Source organism: Caldicellulosiruptor hydrothermalis 108, assembly GCF_000166355.1.
Taxonomy (GTDB): Bacteria; Bacillota; Thermoanaerobacteria; order Caldicellulosiruptorales; family Caldicellulosiruptoraceae; genus Caldicellulosiruptor; species Caldicellulosiruptor hydrothermalis.
This window is the reverse complement of sequence record NC_014652.1, coordinates 1,651,659-1,664,984: the sequence shown is the minus strand read 5'-3', so window position 1 is coordinate 1,664,984 and position 13,326 is coordinate 1,651,659. Positions and strand designations below refer to the sequence as shown.

6 protein-coding genes are annotated in these 13,326 nt (G+C 34.0%); 5 read left to right on the top strand and 1 reads right to left on the bottom strand.

Annotation, left to right across the window (positions count from 1 at the left end):
* Positions 1-925 precede the first annotated feature (925 nt).
* Positions 926-2,356: an ISNCY-like element ISCahy1 family transposase gene (locus tag CALHY_RS08255; RefSeq protein WP_013402620.1), complete on the bottom strand. Its 1,431-nt coding sequence runs from the start codon at positions 2,354-2,356 to the stop codon at positions 926-928.
* Between the two features lie 169 nt (positions 2,357-2,525).
* On the opposite strand from CALHY_RS08255, the gene CALHY_RS14040 reads away from it, so the two are divergent.
* The 5 genes from CALHY_RS14040 (at position 2,526) to CALHY_RS08230 (ending at position 13,314) form a co-directional block, all read left to right on the top strand.
* Positions 2,526-6,848, top strand: coding sequence for a LamG-like jellyroll fold domain-containing protein (locus CALHY_RS14040; protein WP_013403507.1), 4,323 nt, complete (start codon positions 2,526-2,528; stop codon positions 6,846-6,848).
* Positions 6,849-7,120: 272 nt separating this feature from the next.
* Positions 7,121-8,017 (top strand): carbohydrate ABC transporter permease, encoded by an 897-nt coding sequence (locus CALHY_RS08245; protein ID WP_013403506.1) that lies wholly within the window; start codon positions 7,121-7,123, stop codon positions 8,015-8,017.
* A 21-nt stretch (positions 8,018-8,038) separates the two neighbouring features.
* Positions 8,039-9,673, top strand: coding sequence for an ABC transporter substrate-binding protein (locus tag CALHY_RS08240; RefSeq protein ID WP_013403505.1), 1,635 nt, complete (start codon positions 8,039-8,041; stop codon positions 9,671-9,673).
* 129 nt (positions 9,674-9,802) lie between these two features.
* Positions 9,803-10,762, top strand: coding sequence for an ABC transporter permease (locus CALHY_RS08235; protein WP_013403504.1), 960 nt, complete (start codon positions 9,803-9,805; stop codon positions 10,760-10,762).
* A 104-nt stretch (positions 10,763-10,866) separates the two neighbouring features.
* The gene (locus CALHY_RS08230; protein WP_202944080.1) at positions 10,867-13,314 is read left to right on the top strand and encodes an alpha-L-arabinofuranosidase C-terminal domain-containing protein; all 2,448 of its coding nucleotides are present in this window, start codon (positions 10,867-10,869) and stop codon (positions 13,312-13,314) included.
* The last annotated feature ends 12 nt before the right edge of the window (positions 13,315-13,326 follow it).

Here is a 13,326-nt window from a genome sequence, read left to right as displayed (position 1 = left end):
TAATAGAATTTTTAGAGAAGAAAGTATTAGTTTTGGAAACCGCAACTATTTAGTTTTGATTTCTATATTAATTTGGATATATAAATAACCACTGTGAATGATAATCTTATGGGAAAATCGCGATTCGAAGATGAATAAAATTATTTATTCCAAGGCATTACCTAAATTCACATTATATGATTTATCATAACCTAACTGTAATTAATGTTCATAACAGCTGAGTATGATATATACTCAAAGAGATATCTAAGATGACGGGGTTACAAATTCAGGTATTTGGATAATGATGTCAAGTGATCCCATAAATTAGTAATTTATCGAATACATCTTGAGGGGGATTTAACATTTTCGACAAATAAAGGAACGTACATACCTAAAATTACTAGTTACCAGCTGCAAAAAGGAGCCAAAATACATTAGCACCAAATCTTATACACCATTATTGTTTCAAACAATATTAAGTCTCCAGTTTTTCTTTTGAAAAGAGTTGTATTTAAGATGGAAGTTTAAATTATTATCTTTACTGCTAGGTGTAGGGTATTCTTGTATTGGTCTTTTAAAATTAACACTAAAGCCATTTGGATGGAGAGTGACGCTTTTGTATTCATAACAGCTTTCAACTGCTCGTAATGAGCAGTTTGCACATTTAAAGAAATAAGTTAGGCGTTTGCAAAATAGGTGGTGATTGAAGGTAAAAGGCACCAATACTAACATGAAATACAATCAAGATACAAAAAGAAAAGAGAAGTGAAAACCAAATATTATCAATACCAACAAAAATAATCAGCAACAAACATATGACAAAAATTAACAACTTCAAAAAAGACAATAATATCCTAAGCCTTCTTAACTCCTTGTTTTAGAAGGTTAAGTAAAAACAAAACCAGAAATTTTTTGTAAGAAATAGATTTAAAAAATAGTAGTATTAAGCGATAAGTTTTTTGAGCTTGTTAAGTTTTTTGATAGTCAATTTAGAGCAATAGAGTTTGATATTGTGAGCGAGAATAAACAAGAGCGAGAAAGTAATGGCAGATAGCAAGAAATCAGAGAAAATAGAAATATGGTCATAAGTAGAGATAGTATCAGAGCCCATGTAGGATTTCAGGTGGTAAATAGTCTGCTCTACAGCGACACGTTTTTTGTAGAGGTCAAAAAACTCTTGTGAATTTCTGTTGATACCTGGGAAAGAGCGAAAGTTATCTGGGTATGTATAGAACATTCTACCCGATTTAGAGGTAGTACAAGGCTGAGGGCAAGAGCAGATGCGTTTGCCATCTTTGTATTGTGACATAGGGCAAGTCCATTTAAGGCGCAAAGAGCGATTTTTACCCTGACATTTGCCTTCGGGTTTAAAAGGTTTGTTGAACTTTTTGCAGATAGGGATACCATCTTCAGAAATAACGATATTGGGGTCTGATGTAGGTGTAGTATTTTTAGAAGCTCTTGTATTTAGTGGAATAACGATTTTGGAGAAGTTAAAGGTATTTTTTAAAGTGGAGTATATGTTGTGGGAATCCAAAGCACTGTCGGCGATGAAAGTGGAGAAATTTTTGGGGATATAAGAGAATAAAGTTTCGAGCGAAGGAATTAAACCTTTAGAGTCGGAGATAGCTTTTGCTTCTTGTGGGTCAGAGGAAGGGGAATCATAGTTAAACAGAGGTACTAAAGCTAAAGGGATACCGAGAGCGTTGGTAATGACTGCAAATTTTAAAGCCCAGCAGAAATGGCCATTTACAAACATAAGACGGATGTTAGAATTAGCGTTAGCAGTTTTAGGCAAAGAAGAATAAACGAGAGAGTAGACTTTTTCAGAGGGAAGTTCAGGGTTAGCTTTTGAGGTATTTTTCAGCAGTAGATGAATGAATTTAGGATTGTTTTCACGAACCTTTGGGACAATACCTGTTGTGTCGAAGATTAAGATTGAAGAATCTTGAGGGCATTGTTGGATGGAAATATTATGTGCATGGATAGAGATATTTTGAAAAAGTTTATGGATTTCACTTGCAAATATTTTTCTAAAGCGAGAGAGAGTAGAGATAGAAGGGACATTGCCATGAAGATTACAAAATGAGCGAAGTTCGAATGAGTTGAGTAAGACAGCACGAAGCTGAGTTAAAGTATTGAGTTTGAGCAATTTTTGGACGAGGAAGCAACAAAGCATAGATTCTAAAGAGAAGTATCTATGCTTACCGAAATATTTGTAGTAGGCATTGTAGAAAGAAGAAGGTATATAATGTGACAAGTCAATGAATTTATTGAACAAGCCCAAGAGGCTTTCAGGCTTGTAGAGAGCCAAAGCCTTTAGGTGGGAGAATAGGTCTATGAAAGAAAGTTGTTTAGGTTTGGTGTTGAACATTTTGGAACCCTCCTCATAGTAGAAAATTTGTTTTATATAATCATATTTTACTACAATTATGAGGAGGGTGACCAGTCTTTTTTGATTCTATGTAAAGCTTGATAACGCTCATCTTGAGCGTTTTTGCAAAAGGCTACATTTAAAGAAATAAGTAGAAAGGAGGAAAAATATGATTTTATCAAAAAGAAAATTTTTAGTAAAGGTTTGTGCCATAACAGTAATATTCTGCATAATTTTTTTGTTTTTCATTCCTGCCTTAGCGTATGTAGATAATGAAAGTCATTGGGCAAATTTGAGTGCTAAAAAGTGGGTAGAAAGAGAAGTGTTAAAAGGATATCCCGACGGATCTTTAAAACTCAGCAAGAATATAACAATTGGAGAATTTTTAGCATTACTATGTAGAATTTTTAATTACGAGTATATTCCTCCAGAATTAAACCAAGCAATTAAAGAAGAAAATTGGCAAAAAGAATTTATTTTAAAGGCAGTTGGGGCAGGGTTAATTGATCAAGAGATAGTTGATGTTTATATGCTAAATGGATATATAACAAGACAAGAAGTAGCGTATATTTTAGCAAAGGCTTTTGATTTGCCTGCAGGGGACAAGAAAGTATTAGAGGCATTTAGTGATTCTCAACAGATAGCTGAGGAATACAAAGACAGTATTGCCTCACTAGTTCAGCTGGGATACATGAGAGGAAAACCAGGCAGGAAAATTGATCCTCTTGGATATTTAACGAGAGGAGAAGCAGTTAAATTGTTAGACAATTTAGTGTTTGATTTGAAGAACAAACCAGGAATATATTCAGGTCAAGTAAAAGGGAATATTGTAGTCAATACAAGTGATGTTCAACTCAATAATATGAGGCTGGAAGGTGATTTGTATTTAACAGAGGGTATTGGTGAGGGTGAAGTCTATCTTAAAAATGTTGACGTTAAAGGTAGAATACTTATAAAAGGTGGAGGAATTAACAGTATTAAACTTGAAAATGTTAACTTAGAAGGACAATTAATTATAGATAAGAAAAACGGGACAGTGAGAGTTATTACAATAGGAGAAACTAATATTCCCAACGTAATTGTTAAAAGTGGAGCTATCTTAGAGGAAGAAAAAATATCAAGTAAAGGATTTTTGAATATTAAGATAGACAATAATCTACCAAATTCGATAGTTATTTTAAATGGACAATTTGAGAATGTTGAAATTAATGGGGACCGACAAGAGGTAAAGCTTGAGTCAAATACAAAAGTTGTAAATTTAAAAGCTACATCTAATGTAAGAATTACGGGAAATGGCATTTTGGAAAATGAACCTTTAATAGACAAGAGTAAAGTTGTTGTAAATGTAAAGGTAGTTCAGAAAGAGAAAAATGAATTTAAAGAAGAAGAGGGTAAAAAAGCCTCTGAAAAGCAAACCGATGAAAAATTATCTACAAATCCAATAGTGACTTATATACAAACAAGTTCTAATCAAACCTCTTCTACTAATCAGACTCAGCAAGGTAGTAATCAACAGACAAGTGGTAGCTCAGGGACTTCTCAACAAAACAATGAGAACCAAACAACCGAGGAAAGTGTTTATTTGCCTGAAAGTCCTGCATTTAAAAATGTCTCAGTTCATGATCCTTCTGTAATTAAAGTAAATGATACCTACTATATTTTTGGTTCTCACTTAGCAGCAGCAAAAAGCAAAGATTTAATGCAATGGGAATTGATTGATTCTGGGGTTCGTAACGATAATAAAATAATACCCAATGTATTTACTGAGCTTGCAGAAACATTTGAATGGGCTCAAACAAACACATTATGGGCTCCTCATGTTGTTCAACTTAAAAATGGCAAATTCTATATGTACTATTGTGCATGCAAAGGAGATTCTCCACTTTCTGCATTGGGCATAGCAGTGGCAGATAATGTAGAAGGTCCATACAGGAATCTTGGAATTATTTTGAAATCAGGTATGAAAGGAACCAGTGAAGACGGAACTCCTTATGATGCGACAAAGCATCCAAATGTAGTTGATCCACATGTATTCTATGACAAAGAGGGTAAGTTGTGGATGGTATATGGATCGTATTCGGGTGGTATTTTCATTTTACAACTGGATCCAGAAACAGGGTTGCCGTTACCTGGTCAGGGTTACGGTAAGAAGTTAGTAGGGGGTAATCATAGCAGAATCGAAGGACCGTTTATACTTTACAATCCTCAAACAGATTATTACTACTTATTCTTGAGCTTTGGTGGTCTTGCTTCTGATGGGGGGTATAATATTAGAGTTGCACGTTCAAAAAATCCTGATGGGCCTTACTATGATTCAGAAGGACACGACATGATAGAATGTAAAGGAAAAGAAGGTTCATTTTTTGACGATGCTTCCATTGAGCCCTATGGAGTTAAACTTATTGGTAATTTCCTATTTGATACAAATCCACAAAATGTGAATGGACCAGGTTATGGATATGTTTCACCAGGACATAATTCAGCATATTATGATCCACAAACAGGCAAATATTATTTAATATTCCATACAAGATTTCCAGGAAAAGGAGAACAACATGAAGTAAGAGTTCATCAATTATTTTTCAATGAAGATGGGTGGCCAGTTGTTGCTCCTTCTCCTTATGTTGGAGAAAAAGCAGTAAAAGTAAAAACTCAAGATATTGTGGGAGAATACTTGTATATCAATCATGGGAAAGATATAAGTCCAAAAATCAAAGGAGCTTCTATTATCAATCTCAACAATGATGGAACAGTAAGTGGCGATGTTTATGGAACATGGAACTTGAAGGGGGATTATTATGGTGAAATTGTCCTCGAATCAAATGAAAATGGGGTAAAAACGCAAGAGATATATAAGGGTGTGTTTGTTAAATGTTGGGACCCAACAACCAAAAGTTATGTTATGACATTTAGCGGACTATCACAAAAAGGAGTTTCTATTTGGTTAAAACAAATCAACAAAAGCGCTCTTGCTGATGTTGTAATTAATAGCATTAGTATACCAACAACTGTTGGAAACGAAGGTATATCACTACCAACAATTGGTTACTTGAATGTTCCTATCCAATGGCATAGTGATAATCCAGATATTTTATCAGATTCCGGAATAATTATATCAAGGCCTGAAAATTCAACAAAAGTTGTTCTCACAGCTACTGTAACTTATGGTGGTGTGACAAGAACAAAACAATTTGAAGTACTTGTTACAGGCAGTAAATTTGACCCCGATAATGATTTAAGTCTTATTGCTTATTATCCATTTGACGGGAATCTAAATGAGGCAACCGGTAAGGTTGGTCCAGGTATTGTTACAGGAAATAGGATAAACAATGAAGGTGGGAATATTACCTTTAGTGAAGGAATAAAAGGTAATTCAGCAGTTTTTGATGGTGAATCAGGAATTAGATTACCAGATGATTTGATTAAAGATTGGACTTATACTGTTTCTTTCTGGGTTTATGCTGAACAATTAACCCAGTTTACAACTACCTTTTTTGGAGCATATAATGAGAACTCATGGATTAGTTTTACACCACGTGGTTGGGATGGCGCTAGCAGTATCCTCTGGTCAGGTTCTGACCCATGGTATGATGGGATATGCAGTAATAACGTAAAGATTGGCGAGTGGACTCATGTAGCAATTACAGTAGATAATGGTATAGTGAAAGTTTACATGAATGGAAGACTTGTTTTTGAAGGTAGTAATTTCCCTGATAGATTTAGCAAAAAACCTGGCGGTATCTTTGCGTTAGGTGTAAACTGGTGGGATCCGCCATTTAAAGGGAAAATCGATGAATTAAGAATATATGATAGAGCACTCTTGCAAGATGAAATTAAAGTTTTGGCAGGAGATAAAGTAAAGGAAGGCGGTTTAATTGCATGGTTTAAATTTGAAGATAATCTTCAGGATTCTACGGGTAATTTCAATGAAGGAGTTGTAATAGGCAATAAAATTGATGTACCGGGTGGTCAGATTTCTTATGGTGAAGGAGTTGTGGGTAAAGCTGTATATTTGGATGGAAATTCAGGTGTTCGATTGCCGAATGGGCTTATTTCAAGTTATGAGTATACAGTATCTCTATGGGTATACGCTGAAAAACTCACAATGTTTACACCAACATTTTTTGGGGCAATGAGCCAAACGAAATGGATTAGTGTTGTCCCTTATGGTCACAACGGTGTAGATAACAGTATAATGGTATGGTCTGGAAGTGAAAGATGGATAGATGGTGGGACTGGTGTAAAAATAAATCCTAATACATGGACCCATATAGCTTTTACAGTAAAGAGAGGAAATTTGACAGTTTATGTTGATGGAGAAAAGAAATTTGAAGGAACTGGCGTACCTAACATATTTAATTCTTATGATGGAATCTTCACCTTAGGGGTAAATTGGTGGGATGCTCCATTTAAAGGTATGATAGATGAATTAAAAATTTATGATATTTCCTTGTCACAAGATGAAATTAAAAAATTGTTTCAAACAAAATGAAAATTTAATTATGTATGTGGTTGATGGTAGGTAGGTACTCTTTTTTAGAAGTGCCTACCTAACGATTGATTTTTTTGTTTCTATAGTTAAGAGGATATTTACTATTAGTTATTCACAAAAATTTTAAAAATGTACTTGACAAAATTAGATGATAGAACTATAATAAAATATAGATAGTTTAATTACGAATAAATTATTTTAAGAAAATCTAAAAACCCTATAAGAGGACAAAGAGAGAGCAAGATAGTAAAGGTAAATTGGAGGGTTTCAAAATGCAAGGGACAGTGAAAGAAACAACAAGTGATAAACTATTTGACTTTTTTAATTACATGATAATGATTATGACGTTAATAATAGTTGGATATCCAATGTATTTTGTTATAATAGCTTCATTTAGTGATCCTGACTTAGTGAACAGAGGAGAAGTGTTGTTTTGGCCCAAGGGGTTTACTCTTCTGGGATATCAAAGATTATTCCACTATCCACAAATTGTGACAGGATATAAAAATACAATTCTTTATACTATTGTGGGCACAGTTGTTGGTGTTTTTTTAACATTATCAGCTGGGTATGCAATTTCACGTCGAGACTTGTTCGGTAGAAGGTTTATAATTTTAATGTTTACTTTCACTCTTTTCTTCAACGGAGGTTTAATTCCTACATATCTTTTAGTCAAAAGCCTTGGTTTGTTAGATACATTCTGGGTGATGATAATTCCAACTGCCGTATCAGTTTTTAACGTAATTATTGCAAAGTCATTTTATGAAGGCAGTTGGATTGATGAACTAATTGAAGCAGCTCGGATTGACGGATGTGGCGACTTAAGGTTTTTCTTCATGATTGCTCTTCCGCTATCAGTTCCTCTTATAGCAGTTATGACTTTATTTTATGCTGTTGGCAAATGGAATTCTTTCTTTGACGCTCTAATTTATTTAAAATCTCCAGAAAAGTATCCACTGCAGCTTGTTCTGAGAGACATTTTAATTTCTAATCAGGTAACGATGGGAGGTGCTATGCAAGATGTAAGTGATATAACACAGCGTCTCAAAACTGCACAACTTGTTAAATATTCTATAATGATTATTTCAAGTTTACCAATTTTGGTGTTTTATCCTTTTGTTCAAAAGTATTTTGTAAAGGGTATTATGTTGGGAGCTATTAAAGGTTAAAAAGAGGAGGAGGTTTAGGAAATGAGAAGGAAAAAGTTTTTAAAGAGATTATCATGGTGTGTAATTGTTTGCTTTGTTGTTTCTATAATTGCTGTCTCCACAATGATGCTTGTTAGTGCATCATCCAATTTCAACAAAACTGGCTTTCCAATAGTTAAAAATAAAGTAACAATTACAATTTTAGTAAATAATTACAGCGCAGATATGCCCAAGGATTATAATGAGTACAATCAATTCAAAAGATTAGAGAAACTAACAAATGTGCATATTAAATGGATTATGCCAGGTAGCCAATTTGCTGAGAAAAAGAGCTTAATGTTAGCAAGCGGAGATTTACCAGATATTATATTTGGTTGCACAGATTTTGAGTTAGCGAAGTATGGTGGAATGGGTGTTTTTAAACCGTTAGAAAAATTGATTGATCAATATACTACTAACCTAAAAAATATATTCAAAAAACATCCGGCAACAAAAGCATTAGTAACTGCACCTGACGGACACATATATACAACTCCTCGTGTTAATGAAGGACCATGGATGTATAGAGAAGGTATGGGAGTTGGAGTAATAAATGTAAAATGGATTAAAGATTTGGGGCTTAAAATGCCTACTAATATTGATGAATTTGAGAAGGTGATGATAGCATTTAAGACAAAAGATCCTAATAAGAACGGAAAAGCTGACGAGATACCAATCACAGCTATTGGTAATCCGATGGAGATGCATGGATTGGGATATTTAATGGATTCGTTTGGAGTTAGTGCGAGATGGTATTTTGCTGATGTTAGAAATGGAAAAGTTGTATTTTTAGGAACATTGCCAGAATACAAAGAGGCTATTAAATGGTTGAGCAAACTATGGAAAGAGGGACTTATTGATAAAGAATGGTTTACCCAAGATTATGCTAAGAAAGCTTCAAAATTAAACGCTCAGCCTTACATTGTTGGTTATGCAGATTTATGGGATATAAATGATGATTTTTCGTCCAAAAAAGCTCATGATTACTATGATTACATGCCTCCGCTCAAAGGACCAAATGGTAGGAAACCTGTTATGTACAGAGCGGCGTATCCTGGATATGATAGATGGGGTGCGGTAATAACAAGAGCTTGTAAGATGCCTGAAGTTGCGATTAGATACATTGACACGATGTATGATGAGAAGATGTCAGTTGAACTTATTGAGGGTGAATTTGGAGTAAGACTTAAGAAAAGTCCAGAAGGGTGGTACTATATTCCTGATCCACCAGCTGGTATGAATCAGCAACAGTGGCGTTGTAAAGTATCCCCTGCACACAGCGTTCCTTGGGCAGTTTTTGAAGATCCGGGTTATACAAAGATCTTGAGACTTACCTATACTGATCAGAAAGTTAACTTTATGAAAAAATATGTAGCACCATATGCAGATCCTGATCCATGGCCACCAGTATTCTATTCAGCAGATGAAGCTGATAAAATGAATCAGATTCAAACCAACTTGATAAATTACGCAAATAGAAAAGCTGCTGAATGGATAATGAAAGGTACAATCGATAAAGAATGGAATGCATACATTAAAGAACTAAATAAGATGAAATTGCAAGAATGGTTGAAAATAAATCAAGCCGCATATGAAAGATTTATGAAGAATCTTAAAGCATTCTCTTCTGGTAATTAATAAAGTAACAATTTACAGTGGTTTGATAATAATAGAGAGAGGCTGTCTTATCCATTTTTGAGACAGCCTCTCTTAAGCAAATATGTACATTTTTTGCTTAGTCAGTTGATGAAGAGAGGGGAATACTAAATGTCTGATACAACCATTCCAACAAAAGGCGCTTTTGAAATAAAGCAAAAGAAAAAAAGAATTGCATTGAAAGAATTTAAAAATAGTTTGGGATTATATATTTTGCTGTTGCCCACTTTAATTTATGTAATTGTCTTTCTGTATATTCCTATGTATGGTGTAATTATTGCTTTTAAAGACTACAATCCTTTAATAGGAATAATTAAAAGTAAATGGGTAGGTTTGAAATATTTTTATGATTTTATTACTGCATATAACTTTGGTCAGTTGTTATTCAATACATTGACTCTCAGTGTTTATGGTTTTATTGTAGGGTTTCCTCTTACCATAGCATTTGCACTACTTTTGCATTATTTACCTAATAAACCACTTCAGAAAGTGGTGCAAAATGTTACATTTGCTCCTCACTTTATTTCGACAGTTGTAATGGTAGGAATTTTGCAAGTTTTTTTAACAGATCAAACAGGAATAGTGAATTTGCTTTTAAAAAAGATAGGACTTGAATCTATTAATTTTTTGGGTAGTGCTGCGCTTTTTAAACATGTTTATGTATGGTCAGATATTTGGCAGCATATAGGCTGGAATGCGATCATCTATTTGGCTGCCTTGACAAACGTGGACCCTGAACTTCATGAAGCTGCAATAATTGATGGAGCAACAAAATTACAAAGAATCAAATATATTGATTTACCAGCAATAATGCCAACGGTAATTACTTTGCTACTACTTGGAATAGGAAATATTATGTCTGTTGGCTTTGAAAAGGCGTATTTAATGCAGAACAATTTAAACATTGAATCTTCTGAAATTATTGCTACATATGTTTATAAACTTGGTCTAATAGGAGCTCAATGGAGTTTTTCAACTGCTGTGGGTTTATTCAATTCTGTTATCAATTTTGTGTTGTTAATAAGTGCAAATATAATATCTAAGAAAACGTTGGGTCATGGGATATGGTAAAAATTCTCATGTGAGGTGCAAGATGAGCAATGAAATTAAGAAGAAATTTAATTTTTTTTGTTTTGATAATTTTTTTAGTTTCTATTTTAGTAGGAGGATATTGGATGCAACAAGAGAGCGTAGCATCTGAAAGATCATCAAGTAGTAATATTTTCCAGGAATCGATATCAATAGATGTAAACAAAAAAGGTATTGCTATTAGTCCAATGCTCTATGGTGCCTTTTTCGAAGATATAAACTCAGGTGCTGATGGAGGGCTTTATGCAGAGCTTGTTCAAAATAGGTCATTTGAATTTCCAGACGGTCTTCAAAGTTGGGATATAAGCGCAATAGGAAATGATAAAGTTGAGTTTTCTGTAGAGGACAAAGGTAGTATTAGCAGTAAAAATCCACATTACCTTCGAGTGCAGGTAAATAAAATTGACAAAGGCGTAAAGATAGTTAACTATGGTTACAATGGTATAACTATTAAATCAGGAGAATCCTATAGGTTATCTTTATATGCAAGATCTCCAAATAACAAAATCAATACCATTATAGCAACCATTGAAGATGACAATGGAAAGATAGGGGCAAAGGTTGAAGTAAAGGGAATAACAAATGCTTGGAAACAATATGAGCTGACCTTTAAAGCAGCTAATACAATTTCAGATGGTCAACTTGTAATAAAAGTAGCTAAAGAAGGAATATTAGATTTGGACATGGTATCTCTATTTCCTCAGAAAACATGGAAGAATAGAAAAAATGGATTAAGATATGATATCGCAAAGCTTATTGCAGATTTGAAGCCAGCTTTTTTAAGATTCCCCGGTGGTTGCATAGTAGAAGGAAGAACAATGGCAACCGCATATAGGTGGAAGAATACCATAGGTGATATTTCAGAGCGTCCAACAATAGAAAACTTATGGGGATACTATCAGTCGTTTGGTTTAGGATTTTATGAGTATTTTCAGTTTTGTGAGGACATAGGTGCAGAACCTGTGCCAGTTATAAACTGCGGTATGGCTTGTCAAGCAAGAAATGGTGATATGATAGATTTAAATAGACTAGATGAGTACATTCAGGATGCTTTAGATTTAATTGAGTTTGCAAATGGGGATGTAAACACAAAATGGGGATCTGTGAGAGCTAAGTTAGGACATCCGAAACCATTTAACTTGAAATTCATAGCCATAGGAAATGAACAATGGGGGACAGATTATTATATCAGATATGAAAAGTTCTATGAGGCAATCAAAAAGAAATATCCTAACATAAAGGTGATTTTTGCAGCTGGACCTGCTCCAAGTGGAAAGATATTTGATGATGCATGGACATGGGCTAAAACGACGAAGAAGGCAGATATAATTGATGAGCATTATTATATGGCACCCGAATGGTTTTTGATGAATACGGATAGATACTCAACATATGACAGAAAAGGGCCGAAGGTATTTGTAGGGGAATATGCTGCGCATGGACTTGGGAGGAGAAATAATTTAGAAGCTGCACTTGCAGAAGCTGCTTATTTATTGGGTTTAGAGAAAAATTCAGATGTTGTATTGATGGCATCTTACGCACCACTTTTAGCAAAACAATATGCCACACAATGGGAACCAACTCTTATTAAGTTTAATAATGAAATGGCTTATGCAACACCAAATTATTATGTTCAAAAAATTTTCAATGAAAATAAGGGAAAGTATATATTACCAATTACTCTCAAAACCACATCATCTAATAAATCAGCAGATATTACTGGCATGGTCGGGCTTGGTACATGGATTACAGAAGCCGAGTTTAAAGACTTTAAGGTTATAGACAACAAAAGTAGAAGAACGCTTTTTGCTGATAATTTTAAAGACTCATATGGCAAATGGCAAATTGTAAGAGGAATGTGGAATATAGAAAATGGGATATTTTCACAGACAAGCAATGCTGAAAACTGCTACGCTGTTGCTGGAGATTCAAATTGGAGCAATTATACCATTCAAGTTAAGGCAAGAAAAGTAAGTGGTAATGAAGGATTCTTGATTATATTCGGATTAAAGGATTCAAACAATTATTATTGGTGGAACATTGGAGGATGGGGAAATACAACAACAGCCATTGAAAGATGTGTAAATGGTACAAAGTATATTGTTGGAAAATCAGCAAATGTTACAGTTATGCCCAACAAATGGTATGATATCAAAATTGAATTGGATGGTAATAGAATTAAATGCTATCTTGATGGAAAATTGATTCATGATGTAGTTGACAACATGATTATCAAAGACATTTATGCAAATGCCTCAATAGATTCAAACAATGACATTATAATAAAAGTAGTCAATATATCTTCCTCAAATAGAAAAGTTAGAATCAATCTAAATGGGATTGCTAAAGACAAGATTAACCCAGAAGGTACAGCAATAGTACTAACATCCTCTAATTTGGAAGATGAGAATAGCTTTGAGCAACCAAATTTAATAACTCCCAAGACAAAGAAAATAAAGGGAATAAGTAATAGTTTTGACTATACTTTTGATAAATATTCGGTTACAGTTTTAAGAATTAAGACGAAAAAGTGATGGAGAGGATTA

Coding starts and splice junctions, on each gene's coding strand:
- CALHY_RS08240 (WP_013403505.1), top strand. CDS start 8,039: ATGAGAAGGAAAAAGTTTTTAAAGAGATTATCATGGTGTGTAATTGTT.
- CALHY_RS08235 (WP_013403504.1), top strand. CDS start 9,803: ATGTCTGATACAACCATTCCAACAAAAGGCGCTTTTGAAATAAAGCAA.
- CALHY_RS14040 (WP_013403507.1), top strand. CDS start 2,526: ATGATTTTATCAAAAAGAAAATTTTTAGTAAAGGTTTGTGCCATAACA.
- CALHY_RS08230 (WP_202944080.1), top strand. CDS start 10,867: ATGCAACAAGAGAGCGTAGCATCTGAAAGATCATCAAGTAGTAATATT.
- CALHY_RS08245 (WP_013403506.1), top strand. CDS start 7,121: ATGCAAGGGACAGTGAAAGAAACAACAAGTGATAAACTATTTGACTTT.
- CALHY_RS08255 (WP_013402620.1), bottom strand. CDS start 2,356: ATGTTCAACACCAAACCTAAACAACTTTCTTTCATAGACCTATTCTCC.